22 protein-coding genes and 2 pseudogenes are annotated in these 18,697 nt (G+C 33.1%); 7 read left to right on the top strand and 17 right to left on the bottom strand.

All coding sequences use genetic code 11. The features are described 5' to 3' along the window. Positions 1-29 precede the first annotated feature (29 nt). From H602_RS0108485 to H602_RS0108455, 7 genes are all read right to left on the bottom strand, one after another. Entirely contained in the window at positions 30-407 is a 378-nt protein-coding gene (locus tag H602_RS0108485; protein ID WP_026977627.1) for a hypothetical protein, read from the bottom strand. 244 nt (positions 408-651) lie between these two features. Continuing rightward, positions 652-912 (bottom strand): hypothetical protein, encoded by a 261-nt coding sequence (locus tag H602_RS18465; RefSeq protein WP_051224306.1) that lies wholly within the window; start codon positions 910-912, stop codon positions 652-654. Between the two features lie 150 nt (positions 913-1,062). Beyond that, positions 1,063-1,554: a hypothetical protein gene (locus H602_RS0108475; protein ID WP_026977626.1), complete on the bottom strand. Its 492-nt coding sequence runs from the start codon at positions 1,552-1,554 to the stop codon at positions 1,063-1,065. Between the two features lie 26 nt (positions 1,555-1,580). Continuing rightward, on the bottom strand, positions 1,581-2,534 hold the full coding sequence (locus H602_RS19335) for an MlaD family protein (RefSeq protein ID WP_051224303.1): 954 nt from the start codon (positions 2,532-2,534) through the stop codon (positions 1,581-1,583). A gap of 23 nt (positions 2,535-2,557) precedes the next feature. Further along, positions 2,558-3,292, bottom strand: a complete 735-nt coding sequence (locus H602_RS0108465) for an ABC transporter ATP-binding protein (RefSeq protein WP_026977625.1) — start codon at positions 3,290-3,292, stop codon at positions 2,558-2,560. A 3-nt stretch (positions 3,293-3,295) separates the two neighbouring features. Next, on the bottom strand, positions 3,296-4,054 hold the full coding sequence (locus H602_RS0108460; protein WP_026977624.1) for an MlaE family ABC transporter permease: 759 nt from the start codon (positions 4,052-4,054) through the stop codon (positions 3,296-3,298). 463 nt (positions 4,055-4,517) lie between these two features. After that, a complete protein-coding gene (locus H602_RS0108455; RefSeq protein WP_051224300.1) occupies positions 4,518-4,829 on the bottom strand; it encodes a hypothetical protein in 312 nt (103 codons plus the stop codon). A gap of 480 nt (positions 4,830-5,309) precedes the next feature. Between H602_RS0108455 and H602_RS18450 the strand changes: the two are divergent. Next, positions 5,310-6,539: pseudogene (locus H602_RS18450) on the top strand (IS4 family transposase). 87 nt (positions 6,540-6,626) lie between these two features. Here the strand turns inward: H602_RS18450 and H602_RS0108440 are convergent. From H602_RS0108440 to H602_RS0108430, 3 genes are all read right to left on the bottom strand, one after another. After that, complete coding sequence (locus H602_RS0108440) at positions 6,627-7,403, bottom strand: hypothetical protein (protein ID WP_026977620.1); 777 nt, start codon at positions 7,401-7,403, stop codon at positions 6,627-6,629. Positions 7,404-7,502: 99 nt separating this feature from the next. After that, the gene (locus H602_RS0108435; protein ID WP_245574935.1) at positions 7,503-8,303 is read right to left on the bottom strand and encodes a hypothetical protein; all 801 of its coding nucleotides are present in this window, start codon (positions 8,301-8,303) and stop codon (positions 7,503-7,505) included. An 8-nt stretch (positions 8,304-8,311) separates the two neighbouring features. Next, entirely contained in the window at positions 8,312-9,004 is a 693-nt protein-coding gene (locus tag H602_RS0108430) for a hypothetical protein (protein ID WP_026977618.1), read from the bottom strand. Between the two features lie 89 nt (positions 9,005-9,093). Here H602_RS0108430 and H602_RS0108425 point away from each other — a divergent pair, with 89 nt between their 5' ends. Further along, entirely contained in the window at positions 9,094-9,513 is a 420-nt protein-coding gene (locus H602_RS0108425; protein WP_026977617.1) for a winged helix-turn-helix transcriptional regulator, read from the top strand. Positions 9,514-9,922: 409 nt separating this feature from the next. On the opposite strand, the gene H602_RS20465 is transcribed toward H602_RS0108425, so the two are convergent. The 5 genes and pseudogenes from H602_RS20465 to nfsB form a co-directional block, all read right to left on the bottom strand. Beyond that, positions 9,923-10,216 (bottom strand): Crp/Fnr family transcriptional regulator, encoded by a 294-nt coding sequence (locus H602_RS20465; RefSeq protein WP_342663490.1) that lies wholly within the window; start codon positions 10,214-10,216, stop codon positions 9,923-9,925. Continuing rightward, a pseudogene (ribB, locus tag H602_RS18440) lies at positions 10,213-10,879 on the bottom strand (3,4-dihydroxy-2-butanone-4-phosphate synthase). The gene H602_RS20465 and the pseudogene ribB overlap by 4 nt, the downstream one beginning before the upstream one ends. Before the next feature lie 178 nt (positions 10,880-11,057). Beyond that, positions 11,058-11,405, bottom strand: a complete 348-nt coding sequence (locus H602_RS18435; protein ID WP_211224060.1) for a hypothetical protein — start codon at positions 11,403-11,405, stop codon at positions 11,058-11,060. 287 nt (positions 11,406-11,692) lie between these two features. Continuing rightward, positions 11,693-11,983: a putative quinol monooxygenase gene (locus H602_RS0108405; RefSeq protein WP_026977616.1), complete on the bottom strand. Its 291-nt coding sequence runs from the start codon at positions 11,981-11,983 to the stop codon at positions 11,693-11,695. A gap of 175 nt (positions 11,984-12,158) precedes the next feature. After that, positions 12,159-12,818, bottom strand: a complete 660-nt coding sequence (nfsB, locus tag H602_RS0108400; protein ID WP_026977615.1) for an oxygen-insensitive NAD(P)H nitroreductase — start codon at positions 12,816-12,818, stop codon at positions 12,159-12,161. A 225-nt stretch (positions 12,819-13,043) separates the two neighbouring features. On the opposite strand from nfsB, the gene H602_RS18430 reads away from it, so the two are divergent. Both H602_RS18430 and H602_RS20420 read left to right on the top strand, forming a co-directional pair. Continuing rightward, positions 13,044-13,448 (top strand): winged helix-turn-helix transcriptional regulator, encoded by a 405-nt coding sequence (locus H602_RS18430; RefSeq protein WP_084404226.1) that lies wholly within the window; start codon positions 13,044-13,046, stop codon positions 13,446-13,448. Between the two features lie 90 nt (positions 13,449-13,538). Next, positions 13,539-13,670 carry a hypothetical protein gene (locus H602_RS20420; RefSeq protein WP_281170776.1) on the top strand — a complete coding sequence of 44 codons (132 nt, stop codon included), beginning with the start codon at positions 13,539-13,541 and terminating at the stop codon, positions 13,668-13,670. Positions 13,671-13,780: 110 nt separating this feature from the next. Here the strand turns inward: H602_RS20420 and H602_RS0108380 are convergent, their stop codons facing one another. Then, complete coding sequence (locus H602_RS0108380) at positions 13,781-14,188, bottom strand: helix-turn-helix domain-containing protein (protein ID WP_026977614.1); 408 nt, start codon at positions 14,186-14,188, stop codon at positions 13,781-13,783. Positions 14,189-14,371: 183 nt separating this feature from the next. Between H602_RS0108380 and H602_RS0108375 the strand changes: the two genes are divergently transcribed. From H602_RS0108375 to H602_RS0108365, 3 genes are all read left to right on the top strand, one after another. After that, positions 14,372-14,923, top strand: coding sequence for a hypothetical protein (locus H602_RS0108375; protein WP_026977613.1), 552 nt, complete (start codon positions 14,372-14,374; stop codon positions 14,921-14,923). Between the two features lie 69 nt (positions 14,924-14,992). Beyond that, a complete protein-coding gene (locus H602_RS0108370; RefSeq protein WP_026977612.1) occupies positions 14,993-15,625 on the top strand; it encodes a hypothetical protein in 633 nt (210 codons plus the stop codon). Then, positions 15,622-17,235: a hypothetical protein gene (locus H602_RS0108365; RefSeq protein ID WP_026977611.1), complete on the top strand. Its 1,614-nt coding sequence runs from the start codon at positions 15,622-15,624 to the stop codon at positions 17,233-17,235. Before H602_RS0108370 ends, H602_RS0108365 begins: the two co-directional genes overlap by 4 nt. Before the next feature lie 438 nt (positions 17,236-17,673). Here H602_RS0108365 and H602_RS0108360 read toward each other — a convergent pair whose 3' ends face one another. Continuing rightward, positions 17,674-18,696: a LacI family DNA-binding transcriptional regulator gene (locus H602_RS0108360; protein ID WP_026977610.1), complete on the bottom strand. Its 1,023-nt coding sequence runs from the start codon at positions 18,694-18,696 to the stop codon at positions 17,674-17,676. Position 18,697: the final 1 nt, after the last annotated feature.

The following is an 18,697-nucleotide window of genomic DNA, read 5'->3' as shown; positions in this document are numbered from 1 at the left end:
TTTTAATACTATTTTAAACTAGTATTTCTCTATTTTTTAAAATGATTTCTCACAAAAGTATCTTTTTCGTTATCAGTCATTTTATCGGCTGGTACTATATCGATTTGAATATCCTTATAATGTAAATCTTCATTTAAGAAATTATGTAGTTCTGTTTTTGCATTGGTAGGACCAAATAACAGCACATGATCATAGTTTGATATCGCTTTGGCAATTTCTTTGTAATACGCCTCATGCATTTGCTGACGCTTGTTGTGCATTCCTTTTTCGCTGTCACTCAAAGCTGCTTCTTTAGTCTCAAAAGTAAAGTTAGAAACGATCGTATGGAGGTTTTCTTTATCATGTAAATCAATTAAATATGCTTTTTCATGATCCATCCAAATGCCTAAGTTTTTATGTAGTTCCATTTTATTTTTTATTAATTAATAATAGGGTAGTGGTACAGTTCGTTTTTTTATACTGTTATCAGGTTGATTGCTTGCTAAATGCTGATTTCATAAACAACTGTTTTTGGCTGTTGCCAAAGCATTTTTCTTAAAATTGAAAATTCAAGAATTACATTAGAGTATAAAACAAAGATTCTGTTTTGTACTGCTATGATGCATCCTCGATTATCAAGCTACAATGATGCTAAGGTCTACTAATGCTTTATTAAAGAACTGCACCTTCAAGAATGGGTTCGTTTTTCAGGATTTCTTTTTTTAACTCCTTTTTGACTTTCTTGACTTTTTTAGCACTCTTTTTTTTAATTTTGGTGATTGTTCCTTTAGTCTCCTTATTGATTTTTTTTGCTAATTTTTTAGCTGCCGAATCAATTTTCTTTATTATTTTCTTAGTGCCAGCCTTTGCTAGAATTGCATTAGTAAGAGCGGCAGAAATTTCGCCCGTCATTTTTTTAGATTTTGCTTTCATGATATTATTTTTAGTTTGTAATTATCAGGATTATTTTGAGATAAGACTTAATTGATAATAAAAGCTAATTTCCAACTTTATAACGAACAACGAAATGACCTAGATCAGTTATAAAATTGATTTAAAACAGCTTAGCTAGAAAATTGAAAACTACTGCTTAGCAGGTACATCAGGTAAGTTCATCTCGTTTATATGGATATTTACTTTTTTCCATGTTGATTTATCTAAGGTAGTTGTATCTACAGCGGTTGTCCAATCTATAAGTGGTACGACTTTAAAGCGTTCTACTACGCGCTCTCTATACCCAAAAGCAAACCTACTGGCTTTCAGTTGAAACTCAATTGTTTTGTTTCCGTTTTGAATATTTTTATAAATAACTGTCTGTGTTTTCCAATCTCCTTCCCAAGTAAAAAAAGCCTTTCCTAAAGTGATGCCTCCAATAATTAAAAAAGTGATTAATATTGATTTATCAGTTCGTAATTTACCAAACAAGTGGCCTATAATTATTACAAATGTTGCTGCAGCAATAAATAACACTATAAAGTGTAAGATGGAACTATTGATATAGAGTGACGTATAACGGTTAAGCAATACTAATGCAGCTGTTACAATAAAAAGAATGTAAATTAGGATGTGTTTCATGTTGTTTTATTTTTAATAAAGAAGTTTTATTTATTTGATTTTGCGTCCTCAATTTTCTTTTTTTCTTTTTCTTGTTTTCTAAAAAAGCCTCTTAAAAGAAAATTATGCTTCGCTGCTTCTTCTAATTCGTTTAATTTTTTGGTACCAGTTTGTAAGTTAGTCATGGTAGAATCTAATGATTTTGCTAATTTTGCATCAGTTAATAATTTAGAAACAATTCCATTTCCGTTATTAAGAGTAGCGGTGAAAGTATTAATATCAGCGGTGCTTTTTTCTAAACCAGACAATGATTTCTTGATGCTATTGGTATAGTACGGGTCGGTCATGAGCTTGGAGAATGTACCGTTTTTATCATTCATTTTTTTTGTAAAAAGTACAAATTGATCGGATCCTTCTTCTAAATTTAGCATGGATTTTTGGACACTTTTGGCTAATTGTGGATCTGTCAAAATCTTTGATAACATGCCTTCACCATTATTAATTTTATAACTAAATTCAGATAACTCTTTTGTAATAACCTCAGCGTTATCAATACTTTTTTTAAGGCCTGACATCAAATCCTGTAGTTCAACCTCTTCGATTGACGCAATATAGCTATCGTCTTCAACCACTCTATCTGATTTATTTCCTGGAGAAATAGTAACCACTTTGTCTCCCATCAACCCATCAGAACCAATACTCGCTAATGCGTCGGTTTTAATATATTGTCGAACTTCATTTTTGATAACCATAACGACCACAACAGAAGAGTCAGATATAAATTCGATTTCCTTAATAGAACCTATATTTATACCTGAGAGTAGCACGTTGTTATCTACCTTAAGACCGCTTACATTTTTAAATTTTGTTTTTAATTGGAATGTAGAACCAAAAAGGTTTTGGCTGCTGCCAATAAAATATAAAGTCGCAAAAAAGACTAGGAGTCCTATAATGACGAACATTCCTAATTTCCAGATATAGTTTGAATTTCTTTTCTTCATGGTGGTAATTTTATTACTGTTTTTTAATTAAAAAAGGAACGTACCCAATCATCAGCACTGTTTTCTAATTCTTCATAGGAACCTTCAGTATGAATTACGCCATCTTTCAAAATCATAATGCGATTCCCTGTCATTTTTGCGCAAGCAATATCATGCGTAATGATGATGGAAGTAGTCTTGTATTTTTTTTGTACAGATAAGATTAATTCATCAATTTCTCTTGCTGTTATTGTATCCAGTCCCGCAGTAGGCTCATCATATAAAATGATTTCAGGCTTTATAATGAGGGTTCTTGCTAGACCTATTCGTTTCACCATTCCGCCAGATAATTCTGATGGCATGCTATCAATAGCTTCTTCTAAGCCTACGTTTTCAAGTACTTCTAAAATTTGTGCATCTACTTCTTCATTTTTAAGATGAGGAGTGTGGTGTTTTAATGTAAAAGCCAAGTTATCTCTCACCGACATGGAGTCATATAAGGCGCCACTTTGAAAGAGGAATCCAATGCGTAACCGAATTGCATTTAGTTCTTTATAGTTCATTTTAGCAATATCATTCCCAAAAATGTTTAACTCTCCCTCATCAGCATCAATGAGTCCAACTAGGCATTTAATGGTAACTGATTTCCCAGAACCAGAGCGACCGAGTATCACTAGATCTTCTCCCTTATTTACGGTGAGATTAATGCCTCTCAAGACTTTGTTTTTACCAAATGACTTGTGGAGGTTTTTAATTACTATGACAGGTTCTTTTTGCATCTTTTAGAAAAATAAATCAGTTATTTGAACGGCAAGCATATCGATAATAAAAATGATAAGCGATGATAAAACCACGGCCGAATTTGCAGCCATACCTACGCTAGCAGTTCCTTTTTTAGCATTGAAACCTTTATAGCAACCTATTAGTCCAATAAAGAATCCAAAAAAGAATGTTTTTATCGTAGCCGGTAATAAATCCAAAAAATCAAGGTGTTCAATAACTTCAGAAAAGTAGCGGAACAGTCCCAAACTCCCGTGTACATTGTAACCAATGTAACCGCCAAAAATCCCAATGAAATCAGCATAGAATACTAAAATTGGGATCATAATAGTTGTTGCAAGTATACGCGTGTTGACTAAATATTTATAAGGGTTTATAGCCGAAACTTCCATAGCATCTATTTGTTCAGTTACTTTCATAGAACCAAGTTCAGCACCAATTCCGGAAGCTATCTTCCCAGCACAAATAAGCGCTGTAATTACGGGTGCAATTTCTCTAATTAACGATAACGAAACCATACTGGGTAACCAAGATTCGGCTCCAAATTTGGTCATAGTAGGTCTAGACTGAATAGTAAGCACTAATCCCATTATAAATCCTGTAATGGAAACTAAAGGCAATGACTTAAAACCTATTGCATAGCACTGACGAATAAATTCATTACTATAAAACGGTCGTGTAAATATTTCCCGAAAGAACCTTCCAGCAAACATAGAGAGCTTGCCCGCTTCATAGAAATTTTTTTTGAGGTAGGCTATCATTATTTTAAGTATTGATTTTTATAAAATACAAAGCGGCTTTTTTTTTAGAACACTACATTTTTTTATAAAAATGCATTCCAGTTAGGACCTTAAAGCAGACTTAAAAGGTGAAATTTCTTCTCATGACCAAATGCATTTATTTGTTATATAGTATCAAGCTTGCAGTATCATGTAGTAAAAGTACTTTACTGAATTATGTTATAAAATGACCTAGGTCATGTCATTTTGTGATGAGAGTCACATTTTAAAACCATAATAATTTTGATTTTTACAATTAGATTTTAATACCGCTTTTGTATTACTGTAAGCAATGTTATTTTACAGAAGAGGATGTGAATAGCAGTGATAAATTAAATAGTGATTTTAGAATAAAAGTAAAAGAAACCTTTTAAAAAATTAGCCATTGAATTTTGCAACAAACCAACTTATAGGCAGTAGTAAGTATTATATTTTTTTGGTTTTGTTATTTATGAATCTCATTTACAACACGCATGAAATCAGCAGTAGCGCTATCAGAAGTAGTTCCGTAACCATCTACCAAGGTCCCTTTTTCATTATCATCAGTTTCAATTGCATACATAATAGAACTATCGTCTTGCCTTGACGCTCCTTCAAAGCGATAAAAATGTACTATTTTTATTTGCTTAGGCTTATAATTTTTCTTTGTTTTAAGCGAAGTTAATAGGTCTCCATTTACTTCAAATTGAGATGTAAATCCTAACTTTTCTACATAGGCTAATACTGTTATTAAACTATCCATTTTTATTTTTTCCATGATAAATTAATTTTTACTTCTTCCAATTTTCATTTACGAACTACCTTATTACGAATCGTTTTTTTTACTACTTGTATAACTGATGTTGTAAGTGTTGATCATCCTTCAAAGTTGAGCAAATACTTTGAAATTGAAAATGATCTTGATCAGTTAGCATAAAGATTTGTGATAATAAAAAGAATAAATTTTATCGCTGTTAAATTGCTTGTTCTTTTATTAGGTATTTTGCCTGTGCAAAGCAAGAATGTTACTATATATTTCGATTATAAATTTTGTGTTTCTGTTCTTGAGAAAAAACCAATAGCCATGTTTTTCAATGGCGATGTAGAATAGTAGTAATTAGGACGAACAAAAAAACCGCCTCAAAATACTATTGAGACGGTTTAATCAAATTGTTTATTTACACTGCCATCCGAAAGTCTAAAATAAAAAGTGCCTGAGATTCCCTTATTTTTGTTTTGCGAAAAATAAAATAATTTTATGGGACTCTTCAGGCGAAACAAAAATATTAAAAAACTAGTTATCCGACAAATTATCGACCTAGTTCCTCGTTGGATGATTGAATCTTGTGCAAAAAAGCACAAATCAGACAAGGGATGTAGTAAATACAAGACTTACGACCATTTTGTCGCTTTAACTTACGGACAGCTAAATAAATGCTACACATTAAACGATATTTCTACTGGAATTGGGGTTAGCGAGACTTTTATTAACGATTTAGGTTTAAACCAAAGTCCCGCAAGATCCACGATGAGTGACGGCAATAAAAAACGGGATTGGAGAGTATTTTAATCCTTGTATTACAAGGTTTTAACGCATTACGAAAGAGTTTTAAAAAGTGAGTCTCAACGTAGTAGTTTTGCCGAAATTAAAGAACAAACGATAAAACTCATTGATAGTACCACAATTAGTCTATGTTTAAATATGTTTGACTGGGCAAAGTTTCGGACAGCAAAAGGCGGTTTAAAAATACACACGTGTTGGGATGACAATTTGCAGATTCCAGACTTGGTAAATATAACCCCTGCAAAAACGCACGACCGATACGGTATTGGTCAGTTAATTTTCCCAAAAGGAACAATTGTTATTGAAGACAGGGCTTATTTTGATTTCACATTGATGTTACATCGGATTCAAGCCCAAAATGTTTTTGTTACTCGAATTAAGACCAATACATTGTATAAAACTGTCCAAGAATTGGACTTGCCTGAAAAGAAAGATGAGGATATTTTAAAAGACGAAATTATAGTTTTAATTAGCAATAAAGCGGTAGAGATTGGTATTAGCGAAGAGCATTTACGATTAGTTCACGTCTATAAAGAAGATGAAAACAAGGTTATTGAGATCATAACCAACAATTTAGAATGGTCAGCAAGGACGATTGCTGATTTGTATAAAAAGCGATGGGATATCGAGCTGTTTTTCAAAGCAATGAAACAAAATCTGCAAATAAAAACATTCTTAGGTACAAGTGAAAACGCGGTTAAATCGCAAATTTATATTGCTTTGATAAGTTATTTATTACTAGAATTGATCAATAGAACGATAGCAAAGAAGATAAAATCGTTCACTAATTTGGTTGAAAAAATCAGAATCTGTCTAGTTTATTATTTAAGTTTAGATTATGTATGCAATGAAATTGGAAATGGAGCTAAAAAAATAAGGTCAGAACCCAAATTAGAATTTAGTTCTGACTTATTTTTAGGATAATTTTTTGAAATTAACCTGTTTGTAGGCTATCACAAATGTTCTTTGAGGGTTTAGTAAAACTTTCGGATAGCAATGAAAATATTTTTATCACTTCCTTTCTTTAGAAAAATTCTCTCCTTCACCAACTAAAGTTAAGCTTGTATTTTCTCTTCCTCTTCCAATTTTCAATGTTTTAACAGTTCCATTATCGAAATCTAGGGTTACTGATTTTTCAATTAATTTAAATTTTCCTTCAATTTTTTTTCCATCTCCCTCATCGAATATAAATGTGCCATTATCGAAAAAGCTCACTTTTCTTACTGCACTATGTGGTGTAAACCAATTTCCAATTAAATTGCTTTTCGTGTAAGACTTCAGATCATAATCTTTTTCGACAGTCAAATTTATCATTTTAGAATATTCCTGTTGTTTCCCGTTATTAATCAACTTTAGAAAAACGCCCGTTGCTTCTGCAGTTTCTCCCACAAATTTATTTTCTATGATATAACTCCAGTTGTCACTTTTAAATATATAATGGTATCCTCCACTTGTTCCTTGTTTTTCAACTTTTCCGTCGTAAAGGACAAGGGTTGGCTTGGCAGCGATTGATTTTGGTTTATCCCAAGAGCTGTATCTTAAATCTCCATTTTTGAGATTGTCGATTTTTATAATGAACTTTTCATTTTCGCAGTAGATAATAGTATTCTCCACTTCTGAATTGAGTTTTAGCATTTGTTCTTCTACGCTGATCTCTTTTGTTTTCGAATCGAACTTAGTCTCTTTTTGAGTTAATTTGGTTTCCGTCTGAGTACTATTATTTTCGTTTTCTGAATTTTTACAGGAAAAGAAGCTAATTAGTATGGCTAAACTTATAAAATGTCTCATAGTATAATTTATTATGTATTGTTAGTTTGATAAATGCTTTTATAATGCTTAATGTTTAAATCTAAACTGATATTGCTTTTATACAAAATTGATGCCCTTTTATTTCAGTTCCTCTATTTTCTTTTCAGTAATAAGCGGTTTGCCATTTAACGCCTGTACTAATGTTGACACTGCAAGAAGTCCATATAGAATTGAAACAACTACTGTTGCTTTGGTGCTTTTAAAAATATAAAAGGAAAGTAGCGGAAGTAGCTGTAAAGCATGCATGCCTATAAAGTGAGAAACTCTCAAATCGCCCACCGTTTTACTCCAACCAATGAGCCACATATTCGAATTATCATTGATTGCCCCGACACTATGATTCATGCGAGAACCCATTAAACCTCCTTCGAATGAAAAAACCACAAAAATTAAAATTCCTAAACGAATGGACCAAACATAATAGGATGGTAAATTTGGGAAAGACTGCGTAAAAAACAACAATCCAATATAAGCAGTGTACAAGGTAACCACTGCGGCCACTAAACCCATTAGTGAGTACAGCAGCGAATAGGTTGGTGTGCTACTATTGTAATGCGATAATTGCCCTTTTGATGCTTGAAAAATAATATACAACAGTTCAAAACCAAACAATATAATTACTGTCCAGCTAAAAGGGGAAGTATTAAAATCTGATAGATAATGGCAGTACCAAGCCATAGTCCAAGAGTACAATCCCAATGAGACTGCAAATTTGAAAGGTTTAAACCAAGCATTTACTCCGTGAATTTGTGTTGCTGTTGTTTTAGTTAATACAATACAAAGTACTGAAAGTAGTAAGCAGAACAAACCAAAGTAAAACAAGGCGTCGTTACGCACTTTTAATTCTTTTATTAAACCTATAAATCCTTCTAGCATCATGCAGTTGTTTAGGCAATTTTGAATCTCGGTACAAAATAATTCAAACAGTATAGCATCGCGCCATAAGTCAAAATTAAGGTTGGCATATTGGTATTAAAACCCAAATCAAATTCTGGAATACCCAATAATTCTCTAAAAGAGCGTGTGGCGATGAGTAGCATGAAGATTAATCCGTAGCCGAAAACAGCAATAATCGCTATTTTGTTGGTAGCAGTTCGTGTAATGCCTTTTTTCGTTTCTTTAGTAAAGAAATACCAGAGTGCAACAGCACTAAAAATGGCTTCTATTAAAATCGCAATGTATGGCGAAGCGGCATACAAACCAAGACCTGCCTCAGTAGTGCCTGCGCCAAATACATGATGCATATGACCAGAGAAGAAATCCAAAACAAAATGAATTCCGATTAGAAACATACTGACTATTCCTATTTGGGTACTTTTGAATATTAATTTCCCGATGATGAAAACAATAGCCAACCAAAACAATAGTGGTAACAAATCGTGACTGTATAACATGTCAACCGCCATATTGCTTAATGTGGCATCAAAGGCATCACTTGGTGTAGTGGTTTCTAATCCAAGATAATGAAAGGTAAACCAGAGTAAATCCTGCAATTGTGATAGGATTAAAAAATAGATTAAAGCTCCTTTTGGATACTTTTGCTTCGCTATTAATGCTGTTGTGAAATGTCCTGCTAACATATTTGTTGTATAAATTTTGTATTTTTGCTATCGAATCGAAAGCAAAAGTAATAATTACTATCGAATCAATAGTGATAATTTGAAAAAATATGGAAAAAGAATTTCGTTCAGGCTGTCCAATCTCCTCTACACTTGATGTTGTAGGCGACAAATGGTCTTTGTTAATTATAAGAGATATGCTCGTTAAACACAAAAAGACGTTCAAAGAAATATCAGATTCTGATGAGAAAATTGCACCCAGCATTTTATCTGCACGACTAAAATTATTAGAAACCTATAAGCTAATATTCAAAATAAAACTTCCTGAGAATAAGAAGGAGAATATTTATTTGTTGACCCCAAAAGGCATTAGTTTAACGCCGATTATTGTAGAATTCAGTTTGTGGGGAACTGATAATATGAGAGAGTTCACTACCATTGATGATATCGACGGACTAAATTTAGACAAGTCGGATATTATAAGATCAGTGCAGGATAGTTATAGTGCTATGGTGACTACTCTTCGTTAAAGTGTTTTCAAGTTACTTTTAATATAGCTTTAATAGAAATGATTAATAACATCATAAACATATGCTGAGTAGAAAAATGTCCTAATGATCTAAATGTAACTCTCGTCTTATTATTGAAATATTATTTCAAGATTTTAGATTTTACTCTGCTCAATGTTTCTTGCGAAATATTTAAATAGGAAGCCACAATCTTATTAGGTAATCTTCTAACAATATTTGGATTTATATGGAATAATTGGCCATATCTCTCTTTTGCGTCAAGTGTAGTAAAGGACATTAATCGCTTTAAATTGTTTACATATGCTTTTTCTAAGTAGATATTGTAAAAATCCTTCCATTTTGGGACATCTAATAAAAGTTGTCTAAAATCCTCGTGACTGATACTTAAAAGTTCACAGTTTTCTATGGCTTAAATGTTTTCTTCTGCGGGTTCCTTTGTAATAAAACTGACAAGTGCAGTAGCAAATTGATTTTCGAAAGCAATATATCTTGTAATGTCTTTGTCTTCGCCATTTATAAAAAAAATTCTTAAGCAGCCTTTGTTGACAAAATAACTGAATTTACTAATTTGACCTTGCGAAAATAGAATTTCTTTCTTTTTTGTTTCAATAATTTTAAAATAAAGAAGTATTATTTGTAATTCATCTTCTGTAAAATCAACTTGTTTTTTGAGGAAAGTAGTAAGGCTGTGGGTATCGTTCATTTATTTATAATCTCTACAAATTTACGATATTGAACGATATCATCTATACATAATACAATCAAATCATGTTCTTCGGCAAATGCTATAATAGTATTAATTTGAGCCATGGTTCCGTCGGGATTCATCAATTAACAAAGTACCGCTTCTGGTTCCAAATCTGCTAATTTCATTAAATCGATACTACCTTCAGTATGTCCTTTTCGCTCAAGTACTCCATTATCTTTCCCTCTTAACGGAAAAATATGTCCTGGCCTTGATATGTCAGTACTCACTACATTTATATTGCAAGCCATTTGAATCGTTTTTAATCTATCAGATGCTGAAACACCAGTGTTTATTCCTTCTTTTGCCTCTATCGAAATAGTGAAGGGAGTTTGGAAAGTACTTGTGTTTTCCTTTACCATATAGGGTAGTTGGAGCATGTATGCTTTTTTCATTACTTAGACAAAGACACACAATGCCGCTACACTCTCTAATCATCAATGCCATATGGGCTAGAGACATAGTATGTGCTGAAAAAATTAATTCTCCTTCATTCTCTCTGTCTTCATCATCTATTAGGATAACTCCTTTACCTTTTTGAAGATGATTCAAGGCTTTATGTACACGTTCTATACTTGTGTAACTTAAAATGTCCAATGGACTTGCTACTATAACTATCATTTTTTGTGCAAGTCTAGTATAGTTAGGTTTCAAATTCTTTGACTTAAGTCAAAGAATAATACTTTTTTTATAACAGAAATTTCGAACCTAAATTGGTTAGAAAAACAATATCATAAACAGATAATAAAATAAGATAGTACAAACTCACATTTGCACTATCTTATTTTTTGCTTCTTTTTTAGTAAGCTACTTTCGCTTTATTTTCCAACTTAGGTTCTACAGTACGGTACAAGTTGTAGGTTGGATAGATTTCGGTTTTAAAAGCCTTCCAAGCGGTTCTTTCAATGGCTAGATTCACTGCGGCTAATTTGGAAGCAGGAAGTTCTAAGACCACCGTTTGCCCAATCCCCATAACCACATACCAGTTAACTACAGAAACTCCTTCGGGTGGGAAATTTTTATAAAAACCTTGTTCGATTCTAATCTTTTCGATCTCATTCAACTTCATGCTTTGATCGTGTTTAAGAAAAATGGTCAACAACCACTTGTCATCGGCTTTTGGAGTAGGAATACTTGCTTTTTTCATTTGATTGAGAATTGTAACTATCGTTTTTTCGTTAAGTTGTAATCTTTCCTTGAGGTGCTAATTCTTAAATGCGGTGAATAATTAAATTATTCACCGCATCAATAAAAAACAATAACATAAAAGGTTTCACTTTGATACACAATTCGCATTTTGTAGTACTATAGTGGTCTCAAACAATCAAAATTATTAGCAACTAAATTGTTAACTGCAAAAAAAAAAAAGAGCTCTTGCACCATGTTCTCACATCAGTCGCAAAAGCTCCATTTTCAAATTAAATGGTGTATTAGTTATGCAAGCATAGTCATTTTGTTGACAGCAAATTCGGCAATTGCATCTTTGGCTACAGTTTGGAACGCTACGTAATGAGGCGTTGCAGCGTGTAAAGTAAGTGCCTCAGCATCTTTCCAGTTCTCATACATTGTAAATGTATTGGCGTCGTCATTGTCTTGAAGGCAGTTGTAGTTGATACAACCTGCTTCTTGAACACTACTGCCAACTAGTTTTAGTAATTCTGCTTTAACCAATGCTCTATTTTCTTCTTTGGCTACAATTTTAGCCACAACAGTTATTTTACTCATGATCTGTCTATTTTTATGGTAACAAAATTACAGTAATTGAATGGATTTAGAAACTTCTGCAAGTGATAAACATATACCATATACTCGGCAATTACTTTCTATTTGTCATAAGTAACAAAGCGAACAATGTATCTTGCATACAATCTATTACATTCCTTTTCGTAATTTTTATAGATTATACAACAGTAATAATTTCACTTTCTTCCAATCTAGATTTTGGTGTTTTATCCGTCGAATTAAAATCAGATTCGGCTCTGTATCCTAAAGAAACAGCGACTAATGAAGTATATCCTTTTGCTCTTAATCCAAACTCTTCATCTAAAGCTTTAACGTCAATTCCTTCCATGGGCGTTGCATCGATACCTAAAGTGGTAACTCCTAATAAAAAACTTCCAATGTTAAGGTAGACTTGTTTTTCCATCCAATGTTGAAGATCTTTTAAATCGTATTTGTGAATATCTGCAAATGCTTTTACAGCTCCTAAAAAACCATTTTTAATATCCTCATTTGGGAATCGGCCATTTATATCGTCTGTTGTTGCAATGTGATTGAAATAGGCATCGTCAGCATCAATTTTTGAACAAAACAAAACTACTGCTGAAGCATTCGTTATTTTTGGTGCATTAAAATGAAAAAATCCTTGAGCTCCCTTTGCCATGCGTGCTTTTCCTTCGGTACTTTCAGCAACAATAAAGTGCCAAGGTTGAAGGTTTACACTTGATGGACTCATTCTCAATAAGTTTTTAACCTGCGCCATATCTTCCTCTGATATTTTTTTGGTAGTATCAAATTCTTTAGTGGTGTATCTCCAGTTTAATGTTTCTTGTAAATTCATTTTTTAATATCTAATTATACGATCATTTTTATAGCGACAAAAGTAAGTACAGTATTTTACATGCACAATAACGGTCAAAAAGGATAGTACTACATTTGAACACTTAAACAGCTGATTGAGTGATTAGTAAGTAATTGTTAAATTTACTATAAAAAGTATAGTTGTATAAGTAATTATAGCATCCTATATTTGCACTTCAATTAAAATGATAACCAGATAAATAGCATGCATATATTTAAAGGAACAGCATACCCGTGTTGTGCCAGTTTAACGATGGGCTTAATAGGAGGGAAGTGGAAAACAGTCATTTTATTTCATTTGATAGACGGAAAACTCCGTTACAGTGAATTAAGAAAAGAAATGCCCACGGTTACCGAACGCACATTAAGTCTGCAGTTAAAAACGCTGGAAGAAGATGGAATCATCAAAAGGAAGGTGTACACTTCAAAACCTCCGTTAAAAGTAGAATATTCGTTAACGGATTTTGGTAAAACCTTAATTCCAGTAGTTCAATCTATTGCAAATTGGGGCGTCTTTGCCGTTGAAAATTATTCAAAATTAATATACCTCAAGGTAAAGCAGGAGAAAAACAGCTACGTCATCCAATGTAATGCTGTTGGATTTTCCTAAAATGATTATCGGCAAATATGAAGGTCTTTCACATAATGGATTGGTAGTTCCTTACCTTCCAATAGTGTATGCAATGAAAGCCTTAGCAAAATGATGGGACATAACAATATTGCAACTACGCAAATCTATGTAAAGATATTGAACGAGAAAGTGGGAAAAGATATGGAGAAAGTAGCCGAAAAATTCAGAGGAATGGAGAGTTCCTTTATTTCTCAACTCTAATTGGCATTAAAGTAAATGAAATTTTAAGATATTCAAATTATCCTTATTAGATGTTAAAAAAGGCTCAACTGATCAGTTGAGCCTTTTATGAATTAAGAATTATTCCTAAATTATGTATTGATTAACTTTTCAAGCCTTGCCATCATTTCATCTTTCTCTTTCAACATACGTTCGAACAAAGCAATTTTTTCTTCGTGAAGTGAAACCAATTTTTCAATTGGATTAACATTAAATGTCGCTGTATGACCTGTATTTAGGAAAGCTCCGTTATCAAATGTATTAGAAATGATATTTATTGCCTGTTCCTCATCAAAATTTTGAAAAGCCTCTACAGGAATATTTAATGAAGTAGAGATTTGTTTCAGAAGATCATCCTCGATTACATCTTTCTGCTCCAGCATAGAAATTTTCTTCTGATTCCAGTCTTTTCCCAGATCATAAGCCAATGCTTCCTGTTTGATTCCAAGCATTTCTCTGAAGCGTTTTACATTTCTTCCCTGATGTATTTTCTGTTCCATAACGAGTGTCATTTTTCTAAAGGTTCAAAGATAAAGCCATTTGGATTAAAAAATCTGAATTTCAAAGGTAAAAAAAAATATACTGTAAAATATTCATTTTATCAGATATTATATCCGCATATAGCATAGATTATCCTTCCGAAATGATAGAACTTGGATAATCAATATTTAAAATTTCCAATTATGAAAAAAAAGAAAATGTCTTTTGAAACGAATTTTTGGTATGCCTATGAGGTAGAAAATCCTTTTGAGGTAATTGATGCTTTTTTTGATTATGCAGATCTTAAAGACTATAAGCAGAGATGGGTAGAAGCCGTTCTTTATATCAATAAGCAGGAAGTCTACAAAAAAGAGTATCCAGGACAGGTATTTGTTTTCTATACCACCCTTCGATCTTTTCTTAAGACTTGTTTTTGCCTGCAATACAAAATAAAAAAGTGGAAAGTCAAACAGGCATCTGATTGTAAATCGATTTTCCATCAAGGTTCATTGACAAAGGAAGAGTATGCAAATCAGTTTACCGTATTCCAAAGTGCATTTGCAGACAATTCATTAGATGAATTCGACTTTTTTCTTTGTGAGATCATACATCTATCACTTTCCCCTAATGTCGTGGAATTTGATTATGACCTGATTACGGACTATATCCATTTGGTCAAAATGCTTGATGCAAGCCAGATGATGCGTGAAAGTGGTATTGAAAAGATCAAAAAGCATATCCTCCCTTCAGAATAATATATCCAGTAATGGATTAGAATATCCCTTTGTGCATTCCCAACTTTACCAAAGCTAAATTTTTATGATATGGAAAATAATGAAAACTTTAAGAAAGGGAAAAACCTTATAAAATCGGTACAGCAGGCAAAGACAGCATTGAATATTTTACTGCAGAATTCAGAAAAATTTAATCTCGAAAAAGGAATTTCGGAGCTTCTGGATAAATTAAAAAATCCCAAGCTCGATGTATTGCTGGACAGGTATCCCGAACTTTTGCAAGAATACGAACTGGAACAGCTCCTTTCAGGCGAACTCGAAATTCCTGATGCTGAAACAAGCGATGTAAAGACAGCAGGACTTCTTTGCTGTCTTCAGTTGCTGATACATTTTTGTTATGAGCTTAAGGAAAATCCAAATCCCATTGATAACCGTTATGACAGTCTCAGGTATATTTTGCGTTCGATCAGTTCCGGCAAATTTGTACACGACCTGCTAATTATAATCGTATCGGTTGTAGGGATAGACTATTACGAAAAGTTCCAACATAAAATTCAGGATTTAGATTTAAGCTTAGAAAGCGCAAAAGGTCTTGAAAATGATCCTGAATTGCAGGAACACGTTGATCTTATGGCTTGGTTTGCATTAGCTCGCCTGTTTTTAGAATCGGTCTATACTTATTTCAATGTACCAGATAATAATCCTAATAAAACTGCATTATGAAAACTTCAAAAAAAATCACATTTCCAAAACTTGAAAACGAGTATCTGGAAAACATACTCAGACAATTGGTCAATAAGCATAATGTCATTCAGATGTTTTTTACTAAAAACACCTCATCTGTATTGTCGCATCTGATTATCCATATCGATAATAATAGTGATGCGCAAGAGTTACAGCAAAACATATGGGTAAAGAAAATTAGAAATCAATATAAGATAGAGGTCTATTTCATCGACACCGTAAAGATTCAACATAAATTTTCTTTAGGACATCCCTTCATTGAATTCTGCTGTCAGCCTTCGACTCTTTTCTACCAAAATGTAGAGTCGGGAGATTCGCCAATCATTGCAAAGGGCTGGAAAAAATATAAGAAAAAATTCAATGACTTTCAAGAGAGATTTTATCACGATCACGATCTTCATAAGTCACAAGTCCAAAGTCTTATTTCAGAAGGTTCTTCAAACAGTGTTTTTACATCCTATGCAAGATTGATAGAATACGATCTTGAATATTTGGAAGAACTTTTTTCCGGAAATAATTTTAATTCGCTGAGTTTGGACGAAAGGATTAACAATCTGATCGAATATGTTCCAGAGGTTCAAAAATACTTTGTCAAAAATAGTGGTAATAGATATTATCTCACTGACCTGTTTTTAAAGGCGAAAGAAGCCACTGCCAATGATGATGCAATATATCAAAACGAGATGTATGAAGCGGTTGGAATTGCCGAAGACAATCTGTACCAACTTATTAAAAAACGGTTTGATGAATTAAAGAGAATGATAAAAAAACAATCATTTCAAATGCGAAAAACTGTAATTAAGTCTGAGGAAAAGCCGAAAGATGCAGTTCTTGAAAACGCTATTGAAACCATACTGAGTTTTGTAAAAGCCGAACAGGTTTATCTATTTCATCAAGTTACATATGGAGAGAAAATAATGTATTACCTGATGCTTATATCTGAAGGGGCTGGCAATGAAAAATTAATGCTTATAAGCCAATCCCTTAAAAGTAGAATGAATGAAAAATATGATTTTGTTTTGATAAGCCATAGCCGTTGCTGGATTCAAAAAAATCTCTATCATACTCAGAGTTTCTTTGCAAATATCATTCAAGAGAAATGCCTCATGTATTCATCTAGCCCATACCACCCAGAATTTCATTGGGAAGTTCCTCACGATCCTTGTCACGCAGATTTGTACTTTCACTATAAATCAACAAAGAACAGTGCTTTCCAGTTCTTTGAGATTGCCAATAATACTAAAGAAAACTATCAAGGGGTAGAATATCTTTTTTCATTATTTTTTCTATCCTTCTGCAGGACATACATTTTTGTAAAAACCTACTACTTACCTAATTATCTGTCCAGTCAATCACTATGGCAATTATGCCTTTATGCAGATTCAGATATTCGAAAATATGAATATTTGATTGAGCAGTTCTGGACGAATTTCTTTCCTTATTTGGATAGACATAGGATCCTTCATCATAAGTTGTCAAATCTTGATAAGGAAGAAGTTGGGCAGATGAATATAATTGTTGAGAAGCTGATGTATGAATTGCATAATTTGGTCATTGAAGGTAAATTATTAGACTTTGAGGAAGGTTAAACACGTGAGTAAACATTTTTATGAAATAAGCATCAGTTAAAAAACTGACAAGTTAGAGAGGGAATAAAAGTGTCATGTTGATCGTAAGGGAATGGAAAATCATTTATGAGAAATGTAGTTTCTCCAATGTTTTTTTTATTTGATAAAATGAAATAATTATATTGTTAAATTTATAGCCTAACAATATGCATCAGTTAAAAATTTCTAATGTCAGCAATTTCGGCTTTACGCGGTTATAGAACCCAATTTTTATATTCATTACATTATATCCTGAACTCTGGAAACACGTTGATAAGCAAAGCAATAAGCACCGTCACCAAATCGATACCTGACTTCTTTGATTGTCTCTATAAAAGCTTTGTATTCAACCGATACGGATTTTTTTCGAAAACTTTAAAATAGAGATTAGGACTTAATTTCTGAATCTACACCGCAATTTTAATCTGTATTTTTGTTAACAGTTGAACCACGGTATTTCATTTGAGCATCCAATACAATGGTTTGGCTTGCTGCAAGAGGATTTGTAATTTTTTCAAGTAATAATGAAGCGGCAGTTTCCCCCATTTGGAATAAAGGCTGTTCAACCGTAGTGATTTGCGGAAATACATTTTCAGAGAGTTGTGTTCCTGAAAAACTAGCGATGGCCACATCCTCTGGGATGCGTACTTTTCTCTCAAGCAAATAATTCATCGCACCAATGGCAAGCGTATCGGTATAAGCGAAAATACTGTCAAATTCAATTTCTTGCTCCAATAATGATGCAACGGCACTTTTGCCGTCTGCGAATGAAGTTCCGCTTGTTTGCACCACCAACTGCGATTGGAACAAGTTGTGTTTATTCATAATACGACGGTATCCATTGGCGCGTTCTACCGCATTTCTTACGGTCGAAGGTCCTTGGAGGTGTGCGATTTTTTGACAACCACAACTGATTAAATGTTCCACCATAAGCGCGGCTTTGATGCTGTCGTTGACAATGACATGGGAAGCATCAAGGGAAGTAGGAGGAATTCGGTCAAAGAAAACAAGCGGAATTCCAGCTTCCATAATTTGTTTAAATACATCTATGTTCGCTGTTTCATGGCACAAATTGAGAAGGATTCCATCAACATTAAAATCTTGCAGCAACAACAAATTGTCTTTTTCATACAAATGATTTTCATCAGATTGCAAAACAATGACTTTGTAACCCAAAGGATAAAGTACTTTTTGAACACCACTCAATACTGCTGCAGCAAAAGGAGTCACCATTTCAGGAACCACAAATCCGATGTTTTTTGTTTTACCGTATTTCAAGTTTACCGCTGCAAGATTGGGTTTATATCCCAACTTTTCAGCCGCTTCTAACACTTTCTTTCGGGTATCGGGATGCACATCTTTATCATCCAGCAAAGCACGCGAAATCGTTGAAGTCGAGACAGACAAATACTGGGAAAGATCTTTTAGGGTGGTACGCTTCATC

The sequence above is a fragment of the Flavobacterium tegetincola DSM 22377 genome, assembly GCF_000425485.1.
GTDB lineage: Bacteria > Bacteroidota > Bacteroidia > Flavobacteriales > Flavobacteriaceae > Flavobacterium > Flavobacterium tegetincola.
The sequence above is the reverse complement of the archived record's forward strand: the minus strand, read 5'-3'. Positions and strand labels throughout refer to the sequence as shown.

Excerpts from the sequence above, each read along its gene's own strand:
- H602_RS0108485 (WP_026977627.1), bottom strand. The coding sequence starts at position 407 with ATGGAACTACATAAAAACTTAGGCATTTGGATGGATCATGAAAAAGCA.
- H602_RS18465 (WP_051224306.1), bottom strand. The coding sequence starts at position 912 with ATGAAAGCAAAATCTAAAAAAATGACGGGCGAAATTTCTGCCGCTCTT.
- H602_RS0108475 (WP_026977626.1), bottom strand. The coding sequence starts at position 1,554 with ATGAAACACATCCTAATTTACATTCTTTTTATTGTAACAGCTGCATTA.
- H602_RS19335 (WP_051224303.1), bottom strand. The coding sequence starts at position 2,534 with ATGAAGAAAAGAAATTCAAACTATATCTGGAAATTAGGAATGTTCGTC.
- H602_RS0108465 (WP_026977625.1), bottom strand. The coding sequence starts at position 3,292 with ATGCAAAAAGAACCTGTCATAGTAATTAAAAACCTCCACAAGTCATTT.
- H602_RS0108460 (WP_026977624.1), bottom strand. The coding sequence starts at position 4,054 with ATGATAGCCTACCTCAAAAAAAATTTCTATGAAGCGGGCAAGCTCTCT.
- H602_RS0108455 (WP_051224300.1), bottom strand. The coding sequence starts at position 4,829 with ATGGAAAAAATAAAAATGGATAGTTTAATAACAGTATTAGCCTATGTA.
- H602_RS0108440 (WP_026977620.1), bottom strand. The coding sequence starts at position 7,403 with ATGAGACATTTTATAAGTTTAGCCATACTAATTAGCTTCTTTTCCTGT.
- H602_RS0108435 (WP_245574935.1), bottom strand. The coding sequence starts at position 8,303 with ATGATGCTAGAAGGATTTATAGGTTTAATAAAAGAATTAAAAGTGCGT.
- H602_RS0108430 (WP_026977618.1), bottom strand. The coding sequence starts at position 9,004 with ATGTTAGCAGGACATTTCACAACAGCATTAATAGCGAAGCAAAAGTAT.
- H602_RS0108425 (WP_026977617.1), top strand. The coding sequence starts at position 9,094 with ATGGAAAAAGAATTTCGTTCAGGCTGTCCAATCTCCTCTACACTTGAT.
- H602_RS20465 (WP_342663490.1), bottom strand. The coding sequence starts at position 10,216 with ATGAACGATACCCACAGCCTTACTACTTTCCTCAAAAAACAAGTTGAT.
- H602_RS18435 (WP_211224060.1), bottom strand. The coding sequence starts at position 11,405 with ATGAAAAAAGCAAGTATTCCTACTCCAAAAGCCGATGACAAGTGGTTG.
- H602_RS0108405 (WP_026977616.1), bottom strand. The coding sequence starts at position 11,983 with ATGAGTAAAATAACTGTTGTGGCTAAAATTGTAGCCAAAGAAGAAAAT.
- nfsB (WP_026977615.1), bottom strand. The coding sequence starts at position 12,818 with ATGAATTTACAAGAAACATTAAACTGGAGATACACCACTAAAGAATTT.
- H602_RS18430 (WP_084404226.1), top strand. The coding sequence starts at position 13,044 with ATGCATATATTTAAAGGAACAGCATACCCGTGTTGTGCCAGTTTAACG.
- H602_RS20420 (WP_281170776.1), top strand. The coding sequence starts at position 13,539 with ATGATGGGACATAACAATATTGCAACTACGCAAATCTATGTAAAGATA.
- H602_RS0108380 (WP_026977614.1), bottom strand. The coding sequence starts at position 14,188 with ATGGAACAGAAAATACATCAGGGAAGAAATGTAAAACGCTTCAGAGAA.
- H602_RS0108375 (WP_026977613.1), top strand. The coding sequence starts at position 14,372 with ATGAAAAAAAAGAAAATGTCTTTTGAAACGAATTTTTGGTATGCCTAT.
- H602_RS0108370 (WP_026977612.1), top strand. The coding sequence starts at position 14,993 with ATGGAAAATAATGAAAACTTTAAGAAAGGGAAAAACCTTATAAAATCG.
- H602_RS0108365 (WP_026977611.1), top strand. The coding sequence starts at position 15,622 with ATGAAAACTTCAAAAAAAATCACATTTCCAAAACTTGAAAACGAGTAT.
- H602_RS0108360 (WP_026977610.1), bottom strand. The coding sequence starts at position 18,696 with ATGAAGCGTACCACCCTAAAAGATCTTTCCCAGTATTTGTCTGTCTCG.